This window comes from Bacillus sp. PK6-16, from assembly GCF_056530295.1.
Genome location: NZ_CP096511.1, coordinates 4,899,176 through 4,923,623, shown reverse-complemented (window position 1 = coordinate 4,923,623; position 24,448 = coordinate 4,899,176). Strand labels below are relative to the sequence as shown.

Here is a 24,448-nt window from a genome sequence, read left to right as displayed (position 1 = left end):
AGGAGAGATCTCCTTCCTTTCATTATTATAAGGTTAAATATTGCCCTGAAAGCAATTTCATACTTATACTTTAAGGAGATAACAATGAAAGTTTTTTGTATCGATCAAGGGGAGTTTTTATATGAATAAATACAAGAGCTTGATTTATGAAGAAAGAAGAGCCTTAAAGGTATTTATATTATTATTTTATATTATATTCTTTTTATATGACGCTATATATTATTTTGTATATCCTGCTATGAATATTAGTGGAACAGAGGTAGGTTGGCCAGAAGGTAGTCTTGGGATAGGTGTGCCTATATTTGTAATAGCATTATTTCCTATTTCTATATATCTTCAAAAAAGAGGGTATGTATATTCTGTAAAATATTTATTTTTATTTGGGTACATGTTTATCAATCTTGTGAATAATTTAATGATTTATTTGCGAACGGATAGACCTTTTGAACATGGTAGTATGGTAGAAATGTTATTAATTTTATTTGCCCCAGTTTTCGTGAATAGAAAATACTTTTATTTAGTTTCCTTTAGTGTAATTGGAAAGTACGTATTTTTCACATTGCTATTACAAGATTTAAAAGTGATAATTCCACTTGTTTTATGTGTATTTTATTTCATTATTTCACATTCTTTATTAAAACGATTTCAATCTTATGTAAGAACAGTGGTTGAAATGATGAACAATATGAAAGAGACGGAAAATTTAGCTGTGATTGGGACTATGTCTACAACAATTGCCCATGAAATTCGAAATCCGTTAACAGCGTTAAAAGGGTTTACGCAAATGCAAAAAGAAAGAAACCCAACTGATACGATGAGCTACGACATTATGCTACAAGAAATTGAAAGAGTCAATGGATTTGTTAGTGAATTGATGTTGTTAGGAAAACCAAAGCCAACAAATTATGAAAGGTGTAATATACGAGACATCCTTCTATATGTTGTGCATCTAATGGAAAGTTATGCAACGCAATATAGAGTTAAATGTCATTTACAAGTAGATGGGAATTTACCGGCTATAAACGGTGATGATAAGCAATTAAAACAAGTGTTATTAAATATCATTAAAAATGGAATAGAATCAATGCCAGAGGGTGGAGAAATTCATATCCGTGCATATCAAAAAACGCAAGGACATTTGTGTATTTCTGTTGAAGACCAAGGATTTGGTATAGAGAATGAGAAGTTAGAAAAAATCGGCAAGGCGTTTTACACAACAAAGGAGACTGGTACAGGACTTGGATTAATGATTACATATAAAATTATTAAGGAACATCAAGGGAGTATCATGATCCAAAGTAGTGTAGGAGTAGGAACGAAAGTAGAAATTTTTTTGCCTACCTTTTAATGTATTGGGAGAAAAGATTTTTCAGAAAAGTGTTCTTGTTGTGTAAATATAAACATTTTATAAAATGTTTCAAGAAGGGTTTTTTTTATAAAATACTTCGTTTATAATGGAGGAAAATATCGACATGAGATTGATTGCTCATGTAGCGGTTCAGTAGTGTTATGAAAAGATAAGAAGGGGTGCACACGCATCCTTTTTTCTATGCAGATATTATGAAAGAGGTGGTATGATGGAATTAACATTAAATTCGACTGTATGTTTACACACGATTCAATTTCGAAAAGAGCAAAAGAATTATATTGTAAAAGATACAATTACAGGAGAAAAATATGAAATGCCGCCACTTTGGATTGATGCATTGGCAATGATGCGTGACGGTTTTTTATTGGGGGAAATTGAAGAGAAATTAAAAGAAGAGTATCCATCCGAAGAAGTGAATATGTTAGCATTCACGAGGCAACTGTTAGAACTAGAACTTGTTGAAATGGTAGATGGAGAAGAGATAGCTTGCACAAAGAAGAAAGAGATAGATTGTTTAGCTTGGGTGCGTCCTCGTGTGGAACAATTCTTTCTTAATTTAAATAGAAAATATAGAAGCAAAGACCAGTAGTGGCCTTTGCTTTTTTTATAGGCTGTGTTTAAAAAATAACAGCAAATGCTCTTGCGAAAGCACCGTCACTATTTTTAATTTTTAAAGGTGCTGCTGAGAAAAAGAAACGTTTTGCTTCGATAGCATCTAGATTTGTTAAGTTTTCAATTAAGTAAATATCATTCCCTAGTAATATGTGATGAATCGGTGATGTTTCTGTTGTGACTTCATCAGGAGAAATGAAATCTAAACCGATAGATTTTACTTTTAATCGCACTAGTTCTTTAGCTAATTCTTCAGAAAGATAAAATGCTTCCTTCTCATAAGCTTCTGTATTCCATTTTGTGGATAGATTAGAATGAAAAATAACAATATCACCTTCTTTTATGTCAGTATTATGCAATACTGTCTTAGGTAATTTTCGCTCTTGAATATGTGTTACATCTATAAGAACAGCTTCACCTACAAATTGATCCAGCGGTAATTGATCGATGGTCGTTGCGCCTGAAATAAAATGCGCAGGAGCATCACAATGCGTGCCAACATGAACGACAGAATGAAAATCTGTAACTTGATATCCTGATTCTTCAACACTTGTAACAGCTTCTAGTTGTATTTTAGGTGTTCCAGGAAATTGAGACATATTATTTTCAAATGTTTGTGATAAATCAATTACTTTCATTTTACATACCTCCAATATATGTTTTTCAAATAATAAAAAGCTCATCCTTCAGTATCAAGAAAGATGAGCTTTACATGCTAGTTGAGTTTTATCTTCCAAAATGCATTGCATTTTGCAGGAATTAGCACCTATTCAGTTTGTATAAACTGAGGTTGCTGGGCTTCAAAGGGCCGGTCCCTCTGCCTCTCTTGATAAAGAAGTATTCAGTTTTTAAAATCGGAATTTTCCGATAGTTAAATTGTAATTCATTTCCTTTTTGCGTGCAATACAAAATAGGTATTCACCCAAATAAAGCTGCTCGCATATTGTAGCTTATGTAAATAGAATGCTGCGAAGGAGTGAGTGCAGTGACAGGAAATGTATTAAATTATTATGCTGGTGGTAATACAGCTAGGGGATTTCACAATTTATACGAAGAGAATTTAAAAGGATTAGACAGATTATTTATCTTAAAGGGTGGCCCAGGAACGGGAAAATCTTCTTTAATAAAGGCAATAGGTCGTGAATGGATTGAAAAAGGATATGATATTGAATTTTTACATTGTTCTTCTGATAATAAATCGGTTGATGGTGTAATTATCCCACAATTAAAAGTAGGAATTGTTGATGGGACATCGCCGCATGTTATTGAGCCAAAAATGCCAGGAGTTGTTGAAGAGTATATAAATTTAGGAATTGCTTGGGACTCAGATAAACTAAGAAAGCAGAAGTTAGAAATTGAAAGATTTGTTTCAGAAGCAAGCAAAGCTTTTCAGTCTGCTTACGCACGTTTTAAAGAGGCATTGGTTATACATGATGAGTGGGAGAAGATATATATTGATAATATAGATTTTAATAAAGCAAATGAACTAACCAATCAGCTAATCCAGAAATTATTTACAGATAAAAGCGGGAGACAATTACTTGTAAAACATCGTTTTTTAGGAGCTGCTACACCGAAAGGAGCAGTTGATTTTGTTCCTAATTTAACAGAAGGGTTACCACATCGTTATTTTATAAAAGGGCGCCCAGGCTCTGGAAAATCAACGATGCTCAAAAAGTTAGCTAAGGCAGCTGAAGAAAAAGGGTTTGAAGTTGAAGTATATCATTGCGGATTTGACCCGAATAGTCTTGATATGGTTATCGTAAGAGAATTAGGTTTTGCAATTTTTGATAGCACCGCACCACATGAATATTTTCCAAGTCGCGAGGGTGATGAAATTATTGATATGTATGCCCTTATTGTTACGCCAGGGACGGATGAGAAATATGCGAAGGAAATTCGTGATGTTTCCATTCAATATAAAGCAAAAATGAATGAGGCGATGTCTTTCTTAGCGAAAGCAAAATCGATTCGTGATAAATTAGAACGAATTTATATTGCTGCTATGGATTTTTCAATAGTAGATGCATATAAAGAGGAGATTCAAAAAGAGTTTGAACGAATTGCTGCTACTGTAATTGAAAAGCAACAATAGACGTTTCATTAGGCTGTCAGTAATTTCTGACAGTTTTTTTAGTATGTAGTAAAATTAATAGTGTATTGTCGAATTTCCAGGGAAATAATCAAAAAATGGAGATGTTATGAAATGAGAGAGAAAATCGAGTTGGAGTTAGAAAGAATTGAAAAAGAGAATGATGTAAAAATTTTATTTGCGGTGGAATCAGGGAGTCGTGCTTGGGGGTTTCCATCGAAAGATAGCGATTATGATGTTAGGTTTGTTTATATACATCCGGTAGAATGGTATTTATCAATTCATGACAAACGAGATGTAATTGAATATCCAATTAGTGATGATTTAGATATAAGTGGTTGGGATATTAAAAAGGCGTTGCAACTATTCGCGAAGTCGAACCCAGCTTTACTTGAGTGGATTCGATCACCAATTTTTTATTCGAAAAACTCTAATTTTCCAGAACTACTTCAACAGATGAGTGAGAAGAATTTTGATCCAAAAGCAACGATATATCATTATTTACATATGGCGTCGAAAAATTATCGTGAATTTTTGCAAGGTGAGAATGTAAAGTTGAAAAAGTACTTTTATGTATTACGCCCTATTTTAGCTTGTAAGTGGCTAGAAGAGAAAGCAACTTTACCACCTGTAGAATTTGATCGATTGATTACAGAATTACCATTAGAACGTAGTGTATTAGATGAGATTGAAAAGTTGTTAATAAAGAAAAAAGCAGGTACTGAATTAGATGTTGGATTGAAAATTAAGGTGCTAAATCAATTTTTAGAAGAACAAATTCATTACTATGGGCAATATGTAAAAGGAATTGAAAAGGGATCAGGGATCGATATTGAGATTTTAAATACATTATTTCGAGACATGCTGTTTGAAGCATATGAAAAAGAGCACAAGTAAGTTTGTGCTCTTTTTATTTTGTAGGAATGAAGAAAACAGATATAGCTGCGATAAGACCTGCAAAGGAGAATAAGTAAAAATTCCATGCTAAGTCATATTGCATTGTCATAATAATACCGACGAGAATAGGGCCAGCAATTGCACCAACTCGGCCAAGCCCCAGTCCCCAGCCTAAGGAGGTAGCTCGGATATGTGATGGGAAGTATTGTGTTACATATGCATTTAATATTTGAGTAATACCGACTGATCCAATACCAGCAAGGCCAATTAAAAGATAAATGATTGTAACAGATGGTTTGATTGTTAATAGTCCGATACATATGGCTGCCATAAGATAAGAGATGCTAATAACAATTTTTGCTCCTATACGATCAGCAATTGCTCCAGCGAATAAAGCGCCGATAGCTGCGGTAATATTTAGCATAAGTAGAAATGACAGACTAGACCCAAGAGGATATCCTGCCTGGCGCATCATCTGTGGTAACCAAGTGTTTAAACCATATATTAAAAACATTCCCATTATATAAGTGATCCAAAAAAGTAGCGTTGCTTTTATGTATTCTTTTGAGAATAAAGTAAAAAATCCATTTTTCTTTCGTATAGTAGATGGGTCTTGATGAGTTTTATCTTTTACATGAAATTCAATTTGAAAACGATTAAGAATTTGGTTCACTTCTTCTTGGCGATTACGTGATAATAAAAATTGAATGGACTCAGGTAAATAGCGAATAATGAAAGGAATGAGGAGTAGTGGAATCATTCCGATACCAAACATAATTCTCCATCCGAAATCTGCTAACATAAGCATGGACAAAATAGCACCTAACACGATACCTAAAGGATAGCCAGTAAACATAAGAGCATAAATAAAAGATTGCCTTTTTTTTGGTGAATATTCAACAGTAAGTGCTCAAGCTGTTGGGATAACACCGCCTAATCCGATTCCTCCTACAAATCGAGATAATCCAAATAACTCAGGAGAAGGAGCGATAGCCGCTAAACCCATTGTGATAGAAAAAAGTGCTAAACAGCATATAAGCGTCCATTTACGCCCAATTAGATCTGTAATCGTTCCAACTAGAATAGCTCCAATAAACATCCCAAATAAAGCATAGCTTGCAATTGTACCAGCATGCGCTGGTGATAGCGCCCAGCTTTTGTCTTCTAGGAGCTTTGGTAGAACGGCACCGTAAATACCTAAATCATATCCATCAGCTAAAATGGCTAGCCAACAAATAAAAACAACAAGTTTTGTAATAGAGCTTGGAAAGATAGTTTCTGTAGATTCTAGATGAGGTGGAGCTGAAGGTTGCATAATATTCACCCCTTTTAATTTGTAGATGAATATATTATTTTATTTAATGTTAATATTTTCCTCCTTGTGTCGAATTTTATCTGAAAAGGGTTTATAACAAATAAAGAAGTTCAACAGTAATTTTGTTGAACTTCTTTATTTGTTTACTCATTATCAACTCGTTTTAACGGTTGATCTGCTGGGCCTTCAATAACGTTCCCCTCAATAGAAAAACGAGAACCGTGGCAAGGGCAATCCCAAGTACAATCACCATTATTCCATTCAACTTCACAGCCGAGATGTGTACAAGTTGTATCGACGATATGTAATTTTCCTTCTTTGTCTTTATAAGCACCTGCTCGTTTACCGTTAACATGTACGACAGATCCTTCACCAACTTCGAGATCTTCTGGCTTACGTAATGCGGTTTCAATCTTTCCTTCAATTAAATGTTTCGCAACATCAATGTTTTGGGAGAGGAACGTTTTTATATCTGGATTTGCATGGAAGCGTGATGGTGCATACAGTTCTTTATAGGGACTGTGAACTTTTAGGATGGAGTCCTTCAGTAGGTGAGCGGCAGCAGTTCCAGTTGTCATTCCCCATTTGCGATATCCAGTTGCAACAAATATATTTGGATTTCTTTCGTTAATATGTCCGATATAAGGAAGCTTATCTAGAGTGATTAAATCTTGTGCTGACCATCTATAAGGAACTTCGTCTATTCCAAAAGTTGCTTCAGCAAAAGAATAGAGTGCTTCATAATGAAGCATCGTATTTATTCCTTGTCCTGTTTTATGACTCTCTCCGCCAATCAAAATTAATTTTTCTCCATTGTTTGTTATATAGCGTAAGGAGCGCTTTGGATCATCAATACTTAAAAACATACCACCTGGATACTCCGTTTTTGCTTTTATTGCAAGAGCGTAGGAGCGTTCTGCATACATTCGCGTAAAGAAAAAGCTATTCGCATCATAAAAAGGAAAATGTGAACAAGAGACGACATATTCACAAGTGATATGATGGCCCTCTTTTGTAATTATTTGTGGATAATCTCCCTTTTCCACATCCATAGCTGTTGTTTGTTCGTAGAGCTTTCCGCCCATCTCCACAAACTTTTCTAAAAGTGTTTTTAAATAAAGAAGGGGATGGAATTGTGCTTGATTTTTCATTACAAGCGCAGATTGTACTGGAATAGGAATCGATAGAGATTGAACATAGTCACAAGGTATATTTAATTTTTGATAAGCTTCATATTCTTTCGTTAAATTTCTTAATCCGTTATCGGTAGTTGTATATAAATATGAATCTTCATTTGAGAAATTACAGTCGATTTTATATGTTTGAACAGTTTCATTTATGAATTGTAGAGCCTGATTATTTGATTCATAGTAAAGCCCGGCCTTTTCTACACCGAAATGATTTATTAATTCATCATAAATAAGATCATGTTGTGCTGTTACTTTCGCTGTTGTATGCCCAGTTGTTCCATTTAAAATACGACCAGAATCAATTAAAACAACATCGATGCCTTCTTTTGCAAGTAAATAGGCGGTAGTAATACCTGTAATACCAGCACCGATAATAGCAACTTTCGTCTTTATATTTTCGGATAAACGAGGGAAAGTAGGAAACTGAGTAGATTCAATCCAATAAGATAGCGGCAGTTGTGGAAATGTATCACTTGTCATTGCGGAAACCTCCTGATTTTAGAACAATTTTCCTTTTAATATTTCCATATTATATGAAATTCATGTGTGTTGTTTTAGAAGTAGTCTATTTTTATTAAAAGAGGTTATAAATTATTTTAATATAATTAATTAGATGGGGCATTATGAAGTGGTAGGATTTATATAAAACTAAATTCAAGGGATTCTGTTTGTTGATTACATAGGGAGTTATTGAATGAGATAGAGTCTATGGCGTTTAAGAAAATGTCTATATATAGTGGGTAAATCCTTATGGAATCTATACATTTTCTTTAGTGAAATAAAGTATGATTATAAAAATATAACCACCTTTTATTACTAGGTCATAAAAGGTGTTGACAATATAGAAATTCTATTGTTATGATTCATCATGTGGAAAGGTTGATAGAGAGTAAAAAGAGAAATGTTTTTCATTGATAATAAAAGCGAAAAATAAGTGACGATAGAGTGAGTATATTTTCCTTATAATAGATGCTTTTTGGATCATCTAGTAAAATCAATCTGGAAGCAAGAATTGATATATGTAAGTTGCGCAAGGCGCGGCATAAGAAAGGAGCAAAAGGATGAAGGAGCTTCATACGTTTGGGTGGTATGCAGCACGTGTATCACCACATTTGCCGAAAAAAGCATTTAAACCAGTGCCTACTCGTTTATTTGGTGGACTGGCTTATTTGCTTGTGGCATTGGCGGGGTTAATATCGATTGGTGTATTTGAATTGAATGTGTGGGCGAATCTAGGAATTGCGATTGTTCTTGGATTATGTTTTGCTTCACTAGGATTTTTAGGGCATGAAATTTTACATGGAACTGTTGTAAGAAAGGCATGGCTTCGTGACTTCTTAGGCGCGATTGCATTTATGCCATTATCAACAGGGCCAAAGCTTTGGAGAAAGTGGCATAATGCAACGCATCATGTTCATACACAGCATGAAGAGAATGATCCAGATGCATGGCCGACACTTGAGAAACTTAAGAAGAGTAAGTTTTTGAGTTGGGTATATCGTATGCCTTTACATGTACGTTCATTCTTTAGTTTTCTGTCACTAACAATTCAATTTACATTGCATTCGACTCGAATGTTCTTTCATTTTATAAAAGAGTTCAAGTCATCCAATCAAAAATCTGTATGGCTTCAACTTCTTTTGCCTTGGACAGTTTGGATTAGTTTATTGTTTATTATGGGACCTGGAAAATGGTTATTTGCATATGTCATTCCGTTGTTAATTGCTAACTTTATTGTAATGGCATATATCGCAACAAATCACCGCTTAAATCCAATTGTTCCAGTAAATGATCCGTTAGCAAACTGTTTGTCAGTAACAGTGCCGCGCTGGGTAGACGTTTTACATTTCAATTTCTCATATCATACAGAACATCATCTGTTTCCTGCTATGAGTTCTAAATACTATCCGTTAGTAAAAGAGAAGATTAAAGAAATGTGGCCGGAACGCTATCATGAGATGCCGATGACAAAAGCTTTGGCAGCGCTATGGAATACACCACGTGTGTATTATCAAGGAAGTGAATTAGTGGATCCGCATAGAGAGCATTTCTATGGTTCTTTAGGAAATGGACTAGATCCTCATAATATTTCATATCGTGAGGAACATATAGAAGAAGAAAAGAGTATTAAAAAAGTAAATCAGTAAAAATTAATATATTTTTGCAATGAAAAAGCAAGCCATCTCAGGCTTGCTTTTTCTTATAAAGAAACTTCCTTTTTGTTCCTTTTATGGACTTGGACGGAGTTAGTTTCTTTTCGTTGTAATCGGTTTTCTAAAAGATTAACAAAATAAGTAAATAGAAGAACAAGTACGAGATAGTATGCACCAACGATTATGTAAGTATCTAATTGTTGGAAGTTACCTGCTGCAATTGATAAACCTGAACCCCATAATTCGGACATTCCTACATAAGCAACAAGTGAAGAATCTTTTAATCCGATAATAAATTGGTTTCCTAGAGGAGGAAGAGACAGACGAAATGCTTGTGGTAATATAATTCGTCGCATAGCTAAAGGATAAGGCATGCCTAAAGAGCGAGCTGCTTCTAATTGTCCCCGGTCAACGGATTGAATAGATCCACGGAAAATTTCCGTAATATATGCACCGTTATGAATTGCTAAAGCGATTGCACCTGCCCAAAAAGGGGTGAAAACAACAACGGATGTAATTCCAAAATATAGAATGGCAATTTGAACAATTAAAGGTGTACCACGAATAATAGCAATGTAGACATGAGCGATACTATTTAAAACTTTATTGTTAGAGATTCGAAAGAAAGCGAATAATAATCCAATTAATGAACCGAGTACTAGGGAAGTTAATGTTAATTGTAATGTGACAATAGTAGCCTTTAAGAGTGTGGGATAGGAAGAGATAAAAATTTCAAACATGCGTTTCACCTCATATTGTATAGATTTTAGTAGAGAATGAAATGCCCCACATAAAATGAACATTTAATCAGTGGGGCATTGTTTATGAATCTTTTGAATGGCTAACTTACTTCGTTTTTTCCTCTTCACCGAGAATATTACGCCCGAACCATTTTTTACTGATCTTTTCATACGTACCATCTTTAATGATTTCATCTAACGCTTTATTTACTTTCTCAACCATTTCTTTATCATCTTTGCGAATAGCAATTCCCATTTCATCAAGATTTAATGGTTTTCCGGCTTCTTTTATATTCGATTTTCCTTCTTTTATCATACGTAGACCAACCATTTGATCCGTAATTACTGCGTCAACACGCCCAGGCTCTAAATCCATAAGAGCAGTAATATCGCTGTCATATTCTGTGATTTGATCTGTATATTTTGCAACAAGATTTTTAAAGGTACTAGCTTTTACAACACCAATTTTCTTACCTTTTAAATCTTCTGGAGAAGAGATAGCGTTATTCTTTTTAGCTACAAAAATTTGGGCGCCAGAGCGATAGTACGGATTTGAGAAACTAACAGCTTTTAAGCGCTCCTCTGTAATTGCCATACTACCCAGTATTACATCATATTTCTTCGCTTGAAGACCTTGAATCAGCGTTTCCCATGGGTTTGTAACTGGCGTAGCCTTCATGTTCATCTTTTTAGCAAGAGCTTCACCGATTTCTACATCAAAACCGACAAGTTTGCCGTCATTTTCTTTATAGTTAAAAGGTTTGTATAATCCACTCATCGCATAGCGAAATTCTTTTTCACCATTTGATGAAGTAGTAGAGCTTTCTTTGCTACAAGCTCCTAGTATGAAAGATGTGCATAGTGTAATGCTAGCAACAATGGTTAATAGTTTTCTTTTCATAAAACCCCTCCTATATATTGATCATACGGATGGTTTTTTAGTATGTTATTGAAATATTTTATTTGGATGATCAGTTGTGCACCGTATGAATGTATTCCTTTTCGTTTGAAACAAAAGTTACATTATAAAACGTTGCGTAAAAATTGTTTTGCCCGTTCATGTGATGGAGCTGAAAAGAATTGTGCTGGCGGAGCATCTTCTACAATCTTTCCATCATCCATAAAGATGACGCGATCAGCTACATCTTTTGCGAAATTCATTTCATGAGTAACAATAACCATTGTCATCCCTTCTTCAGCAAGTTCTTTCATAACTTGCAATACTTCTCCAACAAGTTCAGGGTCTAAAGCTGAGGTAGGCTCATCAAATAGCATAATCTTAGGGCTCATTGCAAGAGCTCGTGCAATGGCAATGCGCTGTTTTTGACCACCTGAAAGAAGATGAGGAGTTACATCCGCTTTATCTTGAAGGCCGACTTTTTGGAGAAGTTGAGTTCCAATATCCTTTGCATTTGCTTTCTCTAATTTTTTTACGTGAATAGGTGCTTCTATGATGTTTTCTAGTGAGGTCATATGAGGAAAGAGGTTAAAGTGCTGAAAAACCATACCGACATTTTCACGGACTTTATTTAAATTTGAATGCTTTGGGTCAATTCGCTCACCTTGTAAGTGAATTTCGCCTTCATCGTACATTTCTAAAAAGTTAAGACAGCGAAGTAATGTACTTTTACCAGAACCACTGGCACCAATTAAAACAACAACTTCTTTTTCTTTTACTTCTAAATCAATTCCTTTTAACACATCAAGTGAACCGAATGATTTTACTAGATTTCGAACTTGAATCATACAAAACCCCCAGTTAAAAATATATTTTACAAATGTTGCCCCGTATTTCTGTTATTAGTCATAAATTGTCAGAATCCTTTATTTTTTTCGTACAATTTGATATTCAAAGAAATAATATTTTTTAAAATCTCTATATCCTTCTATAATGAAAATATGGATAATAATATATAGGTAGTATTTATATTGCTTATAAAAAGGGGGAAAGGGAAGATGGAAAAAGAAAGAAAAACATTTTCTTTTGGATTACGTACACAACTTATGCTATTCACTACAGTTTTAGCTTTCATTACATATTCAACAAGTATATTTTTTATTTACGTGATATACGATTATTTTCAAAGTTATGTAAGTCAAACTGTATATAATATTATCGTTATGTTATTAGGGGTAGTATGGTCTGGAATTTTAGCATATGGAGCAGCCGTATTTTTAATTAAACCGCTTCGCAAGTTAGAGGAAGCGGCAAGAAAAGCAGCTGAGGGTGATATTCGTGAAGATGTTCCATTACCGAAGACAGATGATGAAATTAAATCTTTAAGTGTTGCATTTAATATGATGTTAGGAAACTTAAGGGGCATGGTAAAAAATATTGATACAACATTTTCGTATACAAATAATCAAGTACAGCAGATTAGAAAACAAACAGGCGAAGCAACGAGACAAGCGCAAGGTGTATCTGAGACACTTGCAGAGATTTCTTCAGGCGCTGAGCAATCAGCGGCATCAATTCAAGCAATTGTTTCTGCTGTTGATACAACGACTTCTATTGCAAGTGAAGTAGAAGAAAAAGCGAAGCAGTCTGATACATTGTCTTCAGAAATGGTTGAAGCTTTAGGGCATAGTACTCGTGTCTTTACGTCTTTAATTCAAGGTATTCAAACATTGGCAAAAGAAAATGAAGATTCAATGCAAAATGTACAGAAGTTAGAAGAACGAATGAAACAAGTAGAACATATTGTGTCTGTTGTGAGTGCGATTGCTAGCCAAACGAATTTATTAGCACTAAATGCTTCTATTGAGGCAGCTCGCGCAGGAGAGCATGGAAGAGGCTTTGCGGTTGTTGCGGAAGAAGTACGTAAACTTGCTGATGAAAGTGATCATTCTGCAAGAAACATATCGCAGTTATTACGGAATATGCAAGATGAAGTACAACAAGTTGCAATGAAAATGACAGAACAAGTGAAAATAGCTAAAGAAGAGGCGAAACGTGGGGAAGCTACGGAATTAATTTTAAAAGAAATGTCATCAAGTGTTATGGAAGTAGCCGATGCAACTCAGCAAATTAGTAGTTATATGAATGAACAAGTGAGCCACATTCATCAAACAGGAGCACAAACAAAAGCTGTAGCAGCAATTGCTGAAGAAACGTCAGCTGGTTCGCAAGAAGTAGCACGTGTGACGCTACAACAATCTAAAAATATGATAGTAATCGATCAATTATTAAAGGATTTAGAGAAGCAAGCAACTGATTTGAAACAAACAATTGAACGATTTTCAATGTAAAAGGAAGAACAGAATATTGTTCTTCTCTTTTTTATTTAGCTTGATTTAATATTTACAGTTAAACTATGAACGTTTCCGCAACATTCTGTTCTGTCCCTTTCGGATGAAAATTATAGCGAGCTATAATATTAAAAGGGGTGTCTTTTATGAAAAAAGAAAAAAGACAACGGTTAATTAAACAATTTGTAAAGGAGTATGAAATAGATAAGCAAGAAAGATTAGTAGAATTGTTAGCAAAAAAAGATGTATTAGTAACACAAGCTACGGTTTCTCGCGATATTCGTGAGTTAAACTTAACGAAGGTACCTTCTCAAGAAGGATTAATGATATATAAAGTTTTCTCAGAAGAGCATTTACAAACTGATATAAAGTTAAAGAAAAAATTACGAGAAGTTGTTGTAAAAATTGATTGTGTAGATCAATTAATGGTTATTAAAACATTACCTGGTAATGCACATGTTATTGGTGTTTTATTTGATGAGTTAGATTGGAAAGAAAAAATAGGATGTATATGTGGAAATGATACATGCCTTATAATTTCACAGTCGAAATCAGATAGGGAGATTATAGAAGAAAGATTAAATTTAATTATTTAGATGCAAAAATCCTGTTTTTAATAAAATTAAAAACAGGATTTTTGTTTAAATACGGAAGTTAAATATTCAACATATATGCGTAATATATGTATTTTTTATTGAGAAAGCAAGATAGTTTGTTATAAAAATACATATTCGTATGATTTTAAAAAAATAACTTGTTTAATATTTCACAATGATAATGTGGATGCTTTCACAAAGATGAAAGTACAGAGCATTTATTATGTACTTGTAAGACATCAAACATATTTAAAAGGAGGTACAACAAATGAAACATCCGATACATGTTACTTCAGAAATTGGGGAATTACAAACGGTTTTATTAAAACGACCGGGTAAAGAAGTGGAAAACTTGACGCCAGATTATTTGCAGCAATTATTATTTGACGATATTCCATACTTACCAATTATTCAAAAAGAGCATGATTATTTTGCACAAACGTTACGCAATCGGGGTGTTGAAGTTCTTTATTTAGAAAAACTAGCCGCTGAGGCGTTAGTAGATAAAAAACTTCGAGAAGAATTTGTTGATCGTATTTTAAAAGAAGGACAGGCCGACGTAAATGTTGCACATCAAACTTTAAAAGAATATTTACTTTCCTTTTCAAATGAAGAATTAATTCAAAAAATTATGGGCGGTGTACGGAAAAACGAAATTGAAACAAGTAAGAAGACACATTTATATGAATTAATGGAAGATCACTATCCGTTTTACTTAGATCCAATGCCTAATTTATATTTTACTCGTGATCCAGCAGCTAGCGTGGGCGATGGCTTAACGATAAATAAGATGAGAGAACCAGCGCGTAGACGTGAATCATTATTCATGGAGTACATCATTAAATATCATCCAAGATTTGCAAAGCATAATGTACCAATCTGGTTAGATCGTGATTATAAATTTCCAATTGAAGGTGGCGACGAGCTAATTTTAAATGAAGAAACAATTGCGATTGGAGTATCTGCTCGTACTTCAGCTAAAGCAATTGAACGTTTAGCTAAAAATCTCTTTAGCCGACAAAATAAAATTAAGAAAGTGTTAGCAATAGAAATTCCAAAATGTCGAGCATTTATGCATTTAGATACAGTATTTACAATGGTTGATTATGACAAGTTTACAATTCACCCAGCCATTCAAGGGCCAAAAGGGAATATGAATATTTATATTTTAGAAAAAGGATCAGATGAGGAAACTCTTAAAATTACACATCGTACTTCTTTAATGGAAGCATTAAAAGAGGTATTAGGCTTAAGTGAATTAGTTCTTATTCCATGTGGAGGAGGAGATGTAATTGCTTCTGCTCGTGAACAATGGAATGATGGCTCGAACACATTAGCAATTGCGCCAGGTGTAGTTGTTACATATGATCGCAACTATGTATCTAATACGTTATTACGTGAACACGGTATAGAAGTGATTGAGGTGCTAAGTTCGGAATTATCTCGTGGTCGTGGGGGTCCACGTTGCATGAGTATGCCAATTGTTCGTAAAGATATTTAGTATAAATAACGGAGAAAGTAGGGATGAATTATGTTAATGACTAGACCAAATTTAAAAGGAAGAAGCTTTCTAGCAGAAAAAGATTTTACACAAGAAGAATTGTTATATTTTCTAGATTTGGCAGCAGAATTAAAAGAGAAAAAGAAAAATGGTATCCCGCATCATTATTTAGAAGGTAAAAATGTAGCGCTCTTATTTGAAAAAACTTCTACTCGTACGCGTTGTGCATTTACAGTAGCATGTACAGATTTAGGGGCAAATCCTGAATATTTAGGGAAAGGTGATATTCAACTTGGGAAAAAAGAATCTGTAGAGGATACAGCAAAAGTGTTAGGGCGTATGTTTGACGGAATTGAGTTTCGTGGATTTAATCATGAAACTGTAGAATCTTTAGCACAAAATTCTGGTGTGCCAGTTTGGAATGGATTAACAGATATGTGGCATCCAACACAAACACTAGCAGATTTATTAACAATTAGAGAACATATAGGGAAATTGAAAAATGTGAAGCTCGTTTACGTTGGCGATGGGCGAAATAATGTTGCTAATAGCTTACTAGTTGGTGGAGCAATCGTTGGAATGGATGTACGTATTTGTACACCGGAATCTTTATGGCCTGCACAAGAAGTAATTGATTTAGCAAAAAAATATAATGAACAAGTAATGATAACAAGTAATGTGGAAGAAGCTGTTGCAAGTGCAGATGTAATTTATACAGATGTATGGGTGTCTATGGGGGAAGAAGAAAAATTTGCTGAACGTGTCGAGTTATTGAAACCTTATCAAGTAAATATGAAAATGATTAAAGCAACAGGGAATGAAAACGTAATTTTCTTACATTGTTTACCTGCATTTCATGATGTTGAAACGATGTATGGCGAAGAAGTTTATGAGAAATATGGGTTGAAAGAAATGGAGGTAACTGACGAAGTATTCCGCAGTAAACATTCAAAAGTATTTGATCAAGCTGAAAATAGAATGCATACAATTAAAGCGGTTATGGCAGCTACTTTAGGAAACATGGAGTAAAGAAGAAAGGGAGTCTTCCTTTCTTCTTTCTCCTCCTTTAGACACGATCATTCACTATTGCTTTTGTATTGTTATTGCAATTTAAGAGAGGTGAGTGGAATGGGTGAAGATAAGAAATTAGGGTTGTTTACACTAACGGCTCTTGTAGTTGGGTCTATGATTGGCGGTGGAGCCTTTAATTTAGCGAGTGATATGGCAAAAGGTGCTGGTGCTGGAGCCATTATTATTGGCTGGGTTATAACAGGAATTGGGATGATTGCACTCGGATTATCTTTTCAAAATCTAACTGTAAAACGGCCAGATTTAGATGGTGGTATTTTTAGCTATGCAAAAGCAGGGTTTGGTAATTTTATGGGGTTTAATAGTGCGTGGGGATACTGGCTATCTGCTTGGCTTGGGAATGTAGCTTACGGTACATTATTGTTTTCTTCATTAGGATATTTCTTCCCGATCTTTGAAGGCGGTCAAAATGTAGAATCCATTATTGGTGCAAGCGTATTATTATGGTGTGTTCACATGTTAATTTTACGTGGAGTTCAATCAGCAGCCCTTGTGAATTTAGTAACTACAATCGCAAAATTAGTACCTGTATTTGTATTTATTGTCATAGGAATCTTTGCGTTTCATATTGATACGTTCTTAGATGGATTTTGGGGGCAAACTGGTTCTTTTTCATGGGGAGCAGTTGGCAGCCAAGTTAAAAGTACAATGCTTGTAACTTTATGGGTATTTATTGGGGTAGAAGGAGCTGTTGTTTTATCCAGTCGAGCAAAAAATAGAAGTGATGTAGGGAAAGCAACCGTTATTGGCTTAATTGGTACACTCATCATTTACATTTTAATCACATTATTGTCTCTTGGACTTATGCAGCAAGCAGATATTGCAGGTTTGAAAAATCCGGCTATGGCTTATTTATTTGAAAGTGTTGTTGGAAAATGGGGTGCTATCTTTATTAATTTAGGTTTAGTTATCTCTGTATTAGGTGCTTGGTTAGGTTGGACTTTGCTCGCTTCTGAAATTCCATATTTAGCGGCTAAAGATGGAGTATTTCCCAAATGGTTCGCAAAAGAAAATAAAAATAAGGCTCCAGTAAATTCATTATGGATAACAAATGGTTTAATACAAATATTCTTGTTAACATTCGTCGTTTCTGATCAGGCGTATAACTTTGCATTCTCTTTAGCATCTTCAGCTATTTTAATCCCATATGCTTTTTCAGCATTTTATCAACTGAAGCATAGCTTAAAGTCTGAAGAAGCAGATCGAAATAAAAATATAATAATTGGCTTGATCGCAAGTATTTATGGCGTGTGGTTAGTTTATGCAGCCGGTTTAGAGTATTTATTATTAACAATGACTTTATATGCGCCAGGTATTTTTATTTTTTACAATGTTCAAAAGCAAAAGAGTTCGAAGCAAATATTTACTCGAGTGGAATTAGCATCATCCGTAGCAATTGGTGCTTTAGCATTCTTTGCGATTTATGGATTAATTACAGGCAGTATTACTTTATAAAGCGCTGTGAAAGCGAAATCAACTGGAGGGCTGGAATATGGCACGAAGAAAAATTGTAGTTGCACTAGGGGGAAATGCGATACAGTCTGGAGAAGCTACTGCGGGAGCGCAGCAAGAAGCGTTGGAAAAAACGGCAGAACAACTTGTGAAAATAATGGAAAATGATGTGGATATAGTAATTGCGCATGGAAATGGCCCACAAGTGGGGAATATTTTATTACAGCAAAAAGCTGCAGAAACGGAAAAGACACCTGCAATGCCATTAGATACTTGTGGGGCAATGAGCCAAGGGATGATTGGATATTGGATGGAAAATGCAATTGAAAAGGCATTGAAAAAACGGAATATAAACAAAGATGTAGCAACGGTTATAACACGTGTTGTTGTGGATAAAAAAGATGAGGCATTTAAAAATCCAACTAAACCAATTGGTCCTTTTTATACAGAAGAAGAGGCCAGAAAATTAATGGATGAAACAAAAGCAGTGTTTAAAGAAGATGCTGGTAGAGGATGGAGACGTGTTGTTCCATCACCGAAGCCTGTAAGTATTCATGAACATAAAGTGATTAATTCTTTGGTCGAAGATGGAAACATAGTGATAGCTGTGGGCGGAGGTGGAATTCCAGTAATTGATTCTGAAGAAGGGTTAAAAGGAACTGAAGCGGTTATCGATAAAGATTTCGCTGCGCAGAAATTAGCAGAATTAGTAGATGCCGATACGCTCGTTATTTTAACTGCAGTTGATTATGTGTATGTAAATTATAATCAACCGAATCAAAAAAAATTAGAGCATGTCACAGTGAATCAATTAGAAGAATATATTGAAGAACAACAATTTGCTGCGGGAAGCATGCTTCCAAAAATCGAAGCTGCTATTAATTTTGTTAATACAAATCCAAAAAGAAAAACAATTATTACGTCTTTAGAAAAAGTATATGAAGCACTAGAAGAAAAAGCCGGTACTATTATTTCAAAACAGAATGTATGCATGTGTGTTTAAAATTATTATGTACGCTACTTAGTAGTAAAAAAGAATGGAGTTAGTAACTTCATTCTTTTTATTTATTAATATTTTTTGTATTCATTGTTCATAAAGTTTTCATGATGAAATCTGAATATACAAGTTAATTATGATAAAATTCAAATTGAATACGCTTTCTTGATTTTTCGCTCCAACATACAGCAAGAGAGAGGGAATTTTATGAATAGACGGAACGTAGTGAAAGACTTAAAGCAGTTCGAATTATTTGCTCATTTAACAGAAAAAAAATTGAAAGGCTTAACAGAGTTTGTTTATTGGCGAACTTATAAAAAAGGTCAATTTTTATTTTTAGAAGGGGATTCAAGGGAAAGAATTTACTTCATGTTAGATGGTTTTGTAAAGTTAGAGCGGGTTAATCAAAATGGGAACTTATTATACGATGACTATGTAAAGCGGTATTCTATTTTTCCTTATGGTGGTATGTTTACAGACAGAGGATATAACTATACAGCAGAAGCAATGACGGATGTGGAGGTATATTATATTCCAACGGTAATCTTTGAAGATATGGTAAAGTCCAGCAGAACACAATTGATGTACGTTGTTCAGCAATTATCATCTATATTAAAATTGAACGAAAATCGAGTGCAAAATATTACAATTCCTAATGCACAAGATCGTGTTATCCAAACGTTAAATTATTTAATGAAGGATTTAGGAGAACAGAGTGGAGAAAAGATTGTAATTTCATGTCCACTTACAACAATTGAAATATCCAAAATATCTGGAACATCTCGAGAGACAGTTAGCAGCGTATTAAAACAATTAAAAAATGATAGCATTGTTACAATTTTAGATAAAAAAATTACAATACATGATCCAACATATTTTGAAGAAATCTCTATGTGAAAATTGTATATTGATTTTTTAATTCATAGTGTATATTAATAAGGTTCTTTATATATTTATAAGGAACTTTTTTACGTTATCCTCTATAAAAAGATTGTATAGTATGGTAATAATAGCTAAAATCGATAATAAAATACAAAGTGAAGGGGAGAAAGAATGATTCGTATTGAGTATGATCGATTAGTAGCTATTTGTTACAGTATAGGGGTTTTGTTATTATTAAAAATTCCAAATGATAATGAATTAATTGGGGAAAAACTATTCAATGTCTATAAGATTCCGATACATACGTATGTTTATATGGATTATAAAGTCTCAAATATATTGATTGTTTCTTTCATACTACATGTAATTGCATTTATATTATTTTTAAAATGGCTAGAAAAAAAGGAGTCTAGTACATTTAGAAAAATGAATAAGATAAAAGTAGTAGGTACTAGTATTTTGATTGTAATGATGCCTTTTATTTTAAATACAATCCTCCAGACATTGAATAAAACATGGTATTATGCAGGAAAAACAGGGGTAGAAGCAATAGAATATAAAAAAGAAGATAGCCAGTGTAGAATGGAGAAAAATGGAGATAATATCCAACCGAAGTGCATTGTTACTTTAAAAAATTATCGTAATCATTCACAAGCATTAAAAGTTGTTTTATATGATAATGCAAACGAGAATTCAAAAAGCTATCCAGTACCGAAACCAGTCTATTTACAAAAACATGAGACAAAGCAATTTGAATTTCAAGTTCCTGTTTCTTATAATAGAGGTATTGAAAAAGATAAAGTACCAAATATTAAATTACATTCATTGCATGAAAATGATACGAAATACAATTAATCTGTAAGTAAAAGTTTATGAGTAGGAGCAAGAATTTGAAACGATATAGAAAATCAACTTGAATCATCCAACATACTGCGAGGTAACGGTATATTGGATGATTTTTTTATGTTATCCCCTTTTTTCACGTATGAAAAGGAGGAATACTTTGTTGGAAATGAAAAACATCACAAGGATCATACATGGTTTTTACTTTACGTAATCTGTGAAAGTTAGAGCCATAATAACTAGTTTGCCAATTTTTAATGTCGATATCGGGCCAGTTCACATAGTCACCTAGTGTATAAGGATCTAAGCTTTCTCGTAAACCTTTAACCCAGCGTATATTTCGATTTTCTTCATCATCGCATTTCCAAGAGGTAATGTATTCTTGAGCAATAATTGCTTTACGATGAAAATAAGCCGTTTCATTCGGCGAAATATTTTCAACAGCACCTATGAGCGATTGATGCCAAATACTAGCATCTTTATTTGGTGCATGAGAAAGAAAGGATTGCATGATTTGAATGCCTTTAAGGGGAATAGGTTTATAGACATAGGAACCAGAGCGCTTGAAATTTTCAGGGATGTTACCTCCATTAAAAAATTCAACAGCCTTTATATAAGGAACTTCTTCTATAAAGAGAGAGGGGCTACCAGTTTCAAGAAGAGGGGATAATAGGGAATGGAGTTCAGAGGGAGAACCGATAAACTCGCCTTGTGCTTCGATTTTATTTCGTTGCTTGGCGAATAATTCGATCGATGAAGTGAGACGTTCATCTATATAAGGTGCCCAGTTTTGCCACGCTTGAAATGCAGCAATAAAGTCTTCCCATTCCCATGTAATTGAGAAAATTGATACATTTTTTATCGGGTGGACTCGAAAAGTTAATGAAGTGACAATTCCAAAGTTTCCACCACCGCCACCACGGCATGCCCAAAAAAGGTTAGAGTTCTCTTGTTCATTTGCACGAATGAGTTTTGCACCAAATTTTCCACATGCTTGTACCATTTCCACTTCCATTAATTGATCACATGTTAATCCATATAAGCGCGAAAGCATACCAATACCACCACCAAGTGCTAATCCAACAATTCCAACGCTTGCACTTGTACCAGCAGGAATTGTAACACCGTAATTCCAAAGTTCTTTATAAACAGTGCCAAGATTTGCACCAGCCTCAATTGTTGCTGTTAATTTCTCTGTATTAACAGTAATGCGATGCATTTCACTCACATCAATAATAAGTCCTCTATTTAAAAGAGAAAAATTTTCATAGCTATGACGTCCACTTCTTAACCGAAATGGTATATGACGTTCACGTGCCCATTTTAAGGCGTTACAGACATCCTTGTTATTTTGACAAAAAACAATAATACAAGGGAGTTTTGGAATACTTAAATTTAAATTCATTCGGGCTACGTCGTAGTCAAGATCTGTGGGAACAACGATATGACCTGTTAATTTTGTTTGCTTCAATTTATTACTCCTTTCTAAAATAATCAGAGTTTTTTATTAATATATGAAAAATGTCTGTAATACGCGTGGACAAGGAGAGATGAAGAATGAGATTTACCTTTGTGAGAAATAAATAAAGCATAAGAATAAAGAATCTACATAGAGTTCAATGAAAACAGTTGCAAACTGTTCATATTTTGTTATGATAGTGTTACGAAAACGTTTGCATAAAATTTCCGATGGGATGCAAAAGGAGAGAATGACTATGAATAAGACATGGTGGAAAGAAGCGGTTGCTTATCAAATTTATCCACGAAGCTTTATGGATTCAAATGGTGATGGTATTGGAGATTTACAAGGTATTATTGCAAAACTGGATTATTTAAAAGATTTAGGTATAGATGTAATTTGGATTTGTCCAATGTATAAGTCGCCTAATGATGATAATGGTTATGATATTAGTGATTATCAAGATATTATGGATGAGTTTGGTACAATGGCAGACTTTGATGCTTTACTAGATGAAGTTCATAAGCGTGATATGAAGCTTATTATTGATTTAGTTATTAATCATACGAGTGATGAACATCCATGGTTTATTGAATCACGTTCATCTAAAGATAATCCGAAGCGTGATTGGTATATTTGGCATGATGGTAAAGATGGTGCGGAGCCAAACAACTGGGAAAGTATTTTTAATGGTTCGGCATGGGAATATGATGAAGAAACAGAACAATATTATTTACATTTATTCTCACGTAAACAACCAGATTTAAACTGGGAGAATAAAGAAGTTCGCGAAGTACTATACGATACGGTTAATTGGTGGCTTGATAAAGGTATTGATGGTTTCCGCGTTGATGCGATCAGTCATATTAAAAAAGAAGAAGGCCTCAAGGATATGCCAAATCCAAAAGGGTTAAAATATGTGCCATCTTTTGATAAACATATGAATGTGAAAGGTATTCAACCTTTATTAGAAGAGCTAAAAGAAAATACATTCTCTAAGTACGATATTATGACTGTTGGTGAAGCAAATGGTGTTAAGATTGAAGATGCTGAGCTTTGGGTTGGAGAAGAGCAAGGTAAGTTCAATATGGTATTCCAATTTGAACATTTAAGTTTATGGGATGCAGAGAAGAAGAAAGACCTTGATGTTGTAGGATTGAAAAAAGTATTAACGAAATGGCAAAAAGGATTAGAAAATAAAGGATGGAACGCTTTATATATTGAGAATCACGATAAACCACGTATCGTTTCAACATGGGGAGATGATAAACAATATTGGCGTGAAAGTGCAACAGCTCTAGGGGCGATGTATTTCTTTATGCACGGTACACCTTTTATTTATCAAGGCCAAGAAATTGGTATGACAAATGTTCAGTTACCAAATATTGAAGATTACGATGATGTAGCAATTAAAAATTTATATCGTGAGAAAATTGCAGAGGGCGTACCACATCAAGATATGATGGAGATTATATGGGCTTCTTGCCGCGATAATTCACGTACACCTATGCAGTGGAATGATGAGATGAATGCTGGTTTCACGACAAGTACACCTTGGTTTAGCATGAATCCAAATTACAAAGAAATTAATGTTGAAAAGCAAAAAAATGAAGAAAAGTCTATTTTCAATTTCTATAAGAAAATGATTGCCCTGAAAAAAGAGCACGATGTACTGAACTATGGTACGTATGATTTACTTTTAGAAGACGATCCACAAATTTATGCATATACACGTACGTTACAGGATGAAAAAGTCATTGTAATTAGTAATATCTCAAAAGAGGAAGCTGTGTATAATGAGGGTTCATTTGCACTAGAACGCAAACGTTTGCTTTTAAATAACTATGAAGTTGCGGAACATGAAGAAGTAACAACAATTGCTTTAAAGCCTTATGAAACAAGGGTTTATCGCATTTCATAATAAAAAAGGATGCTCTTTGAGCATCTTTTTTTATGAAAAAAAATAAATTTCTATTGCAAAGTGAAAACGCTTTTATTAAAATAGATTTATG

At 34.1% G+C, this 24,448-nt stretch carries 19 protein-coding genes, 3 pseudogenes and 1 riboswitch; of the genes and pseudogenes, 15 read left to right on the top strand and 7 right to left on the bottom strand.

Going from position 1 to position 24,448, the window contains the following annotated elements; translation table 11 throughout:
- The first annotated feature begins 121 nt into the window (after positions 1 to 121).
- Both M1D66_RS25245 and M1D66_RS25240 read left to right on the top strand, forming a co-directional pair.
- Positions 122 to 1,348 carry an ATP-binding protein gene (locus tag M1D66_RS25245; protein ID WP_242554894.1) on the top strand — a complete coding sequence of 409 codons (1,227 nt, stop codon included), beginning with the start codon at positions 122 to 124 and terminating at the stop codon, positions 1,346 to 1,348.
- Between the two features lie 229 nt (positions 1,349 to 1,577).
- Positions 1,578 to 1,958: a hypothetical protein gene (locus tag M1D66_RS25240; RefSeq protein WP_000424116.1), complete on the top strand. Its 381-nt coding sequence runs from the start codon at positions 1,578 to 1,580 to the stop codon at positions 1,956 to 1,958.
- A gap of 28 nt (positions 1,959 to 1,986) precedes the next feature.
- Here M1D66_RS25240 and M1D66_RS25235 read toward each other — a convergent pair whose 3' ends face one another.
- The gene (locus M1D66_RS25235; RefSeq protein ID WP_006926178.1) at positions 1,987 to 2,619 is read right to left on the bottom strand and encodes a cyclase family protein; all 633 of its coding nucleotides are present in this window, start codon (positions 2,617 to 2,619) and stop codon (positions 1,987 to 1,989) included.
- Positions 2,620 to 2,704: 85 nt separating this feature from the next.
- Positions 2,705 to 2,817: riboswitch (SAM riboswitch) on the bottom strand.
- A 149-nt stretch (positions 2,818 to 2,966) separates the two neighbouring features.
- On the opposite strand from M1D66_RS25235, the gene M1D66_RS25230 reads away from it, so the two are divergent.
- Positions 2,967 to 4,076 carry a PRK06851 family protein gene (locus M1D66_RS25230; protein WP_242554893.1) on the top strand — a complete coding sequence of 370 codons (1,110 nt, stop codon included), beginning with the start codon at positions 2,967 to 2,969 and terminating at the stop codon, positions 4,074 to 4,076.
- A gap of 111 nt (positions 4,077 to 4,187) precedes the next feature.
- A complete protein-coding gene (locus tag M1D66_RS25225) occupies positions 4,188 to 4,970 on the top strand; it encodes a nucleotidyltransferase domain-containing protein (protein ID WP_001208232.1) in 783 nt (260 codons plus the stop codon).
- A 13-nt stretch (positions 4,971 to 4,983) separates the two neighbouring features.
- Here the strand turns inward: M1D66_RS25225 and M1D66_RS25220 are convergent.
- Positions 4,984 to 6,285, bottom strand: a pseudogene (locus M1D66_RS25220) (MFS transporter).
- Between the two features lie 143 nt (positions 6,286 to 6,428).
- Positions 6,429 to 7,955: an FAD-dependent oxidoreductase gene (locus M1D66_RS25215; protein WP_242554892.1), complete on the bottom strand. Its 1,527-nt coding sequence runs from the start codon at positions 7,953 to 7,955 to the stop codon at positions 6,429 to 6,431.
- A gap of 581 nt (positions 7,956 to 8,536) precedes the next feature.
- On the opposite strand from M1D66_RS25215, the gene desB reads away from it, so the two are divergent.
- Complete coding sequence (gene desB, locus M1D66_RS25210; RefSeq protein ID WP_000661226.1) at positions 8,537 to 9,622, top strand: Delta(10) desaturase DesB; 1,086 nt, start codon at positions 8,537 to 8,539, stop codon at positions 9,620 to 9,622.
- A 53-nt stretch (positions 9,623 to 9,675) separates the two neighbouring features.
- Here desB and M1D66_RS25205 read toward each other — a convergent pair whose 3' ends face one another.
- From M1D66_RS25205 to M1D66_RS25195, 3 genes are all read right to left on the bottom strand, one after another.
- Positions 9,676 to 10,431: an amino acid ABC transporter permease gene (locus M1D66_RS25205; protein WP_002023139.1), complete on the bottom strand. Its 756-nt coding sequence runs from the start codon at positions 10,429 to 10,431 to the stop codon at positions 9,676 to 9,678.
- 43 nt (positions 10,432 to 10,474) lie between these two features.
- Entirely contained in the window at positions 10,475 to 11,269 is a 795-nt protein-coding gene (locus M1D66_RS25200) for an ABC transporter substrate-binding protein (protein ID WP_000823753.1), read from the bottom strand.
- 122 nt (positions 11,270 to 11,391) lie between these two features.
- Positions 11,392 to 12,114, bottom strand: coding sequence for an amino acid ABC transporter ATP-binding protein (locus tag M1D66_RS25195; RefSeq protein WP_000616923.1), 723 nt, complete (start codon positions 12,112 to 12,114; stop codon positions 11,392 to 11,394).
- Positions 12,115 to 12,324: 210 nt separating this feature from the next.
- Between M1D66_RS25195 and M1D66_RS25190 the strand changes: the two are divergent.
- From M1D66_RS25190 to M1D66_RS25150, 9 genes and pseudogenes are all read left to right on the top strand, one after another.
- Positions 12,325 to 12,627, top strand: a pseudogene (locus tag M1D66_RS25190) (HAMP domain-containing protein); the annotation flags it as partial.
- Positions 12,628 to 13,044: 417 nt separating this feature from the next.
- Positions 13,045 to 13,617, top strand: a pseudogene (locus M1D66_RS25185) (methyl-accepting chemotaxis protein); the annotation flags it as partial.
- A gap of 146 nt (positions 13,618 to 13,763) precedes the next feature.
- Positions 13,764 to 14,213, top strand: a complete 450-nt coding sequence (argR, locus tag M1D66_RS25180) for an arginine repressor (RefSeq protein ID WP_000711826.1) — start codon at positions 13,764 to 13,766, stop codon at positions 14,211 to 14,213.
- Between the two features lie 268 nt (positions 14,214 to 14,481).
- Entirely contained in the window at positions 14,482 to 15,714 is a 1,233-nt protein-coding gene (gene arcA, locus M1D66_RS25175; protein ID WP_000682331.1) for an arginine deiminase, read from the top strand.
- A gap of 30 nt (positions 15,715 to 15,744) precedes the next feature.
- Positions 15,745 to 16,743, top strand: a complete 999-nt coding sequence (gene argF, locus M1D66_RS25170; protein ID WP_000930291.1) for an ornithine carbamoyltransferase — start codon at positions 15,745 to 15,747, stop codon at positions 16,741 to 16,743.
- 99 nt (positions 16,744 to 16,842) lie between these two features.
- Positions 16,843 to 18,258 carry an arginine-ornithine antiporter gene (arcD, locus tag M1D66_RS25165; protein ID WP_000503412.1) on the top strand — a complete coding sequence of 472 codons (1,416 nt, stop codon included), beginning with the start codon at positions 16,843 to 16,845 and terminating at the stop codon, positions 18,256 to 18,258.
- Between the two features lie 37 nt (positions 18,259 to 18,295).
- Positions 18,296 to 19,258 carry a carbamate kinase gene (gene arcC, locus M1D66_RS25160; RefSeq protein WP_000113950.1) on the top strand — a complete coding sequence of 321 codons (963 nt, stop codon included), beginning with the start codon at positions 18,296 to 18,298 and terminating at the stop codon, positions 19,256 to 19,258.
- A 201-nt stretch (positions 19,259 to 19,459) separates the two neighbouring features.
- Positions 19,460 to 20,149 carry a Crp/Fnr family transcriptional regulator gene (locus M1D66_RS25155; protein WP_242554891.1) on the top strand — a complete coding sequence of 230 codons (690 nt, stop codon included), beginning with the start codon at positions 19,460 to 19,462 and terminating at the stop codon, positions 20,147 to 20,149.
- 156 nt (positions 20,150 to 20,305) lie between these two features.
- A complete protein-coding gene (locus M1D66_RS25150; RefSeq protein ID WP_242554890.1) occupies positions 20,306 to 20,989 on the top strand; it encodes an ABC transporter permease in 684 nt (227 codons plus the stop codon).
- Between the two features lie 124 nt (positions 20,990 to 21,113).
- Here M1D66_RS25150 and M1D66_RS25145 read toward each other — a convergent pair whose 3' ends face one another.
- Entirely contained in the window at positions 21,114 to 22,448 is a 1,335-nt protein-coding gene (locus tag M1D66_RS25145) for an FAD-binding oxidoreductase (protein ID WP_242554889.1), read from the bottom strand.
- A 244-nt stretch (positions 22,449 to 22,692) separates the two neighbouring features.
- Here M1D66_RS25145 and M1D66_RS25140 point away from each other — a divergent pair, with 244 nt between their 5' ends.
- The gene (locus tag M1D66_RS25140; RefSeq protein WP_001044710.1) at positions 22,693 to 24,357 is read left to right on the top strand and encodes a glycoside hydrolase family 13 protein; all 1,665 of its coding nucleotides are present in this window, start codon (positions 22,693 to 22,695) and stop codon (positions 24,355 to 24,357) included.
- The last annotated feature ends 91 nt before the right edge of the window (positions 24,358 to 24,448 follow it).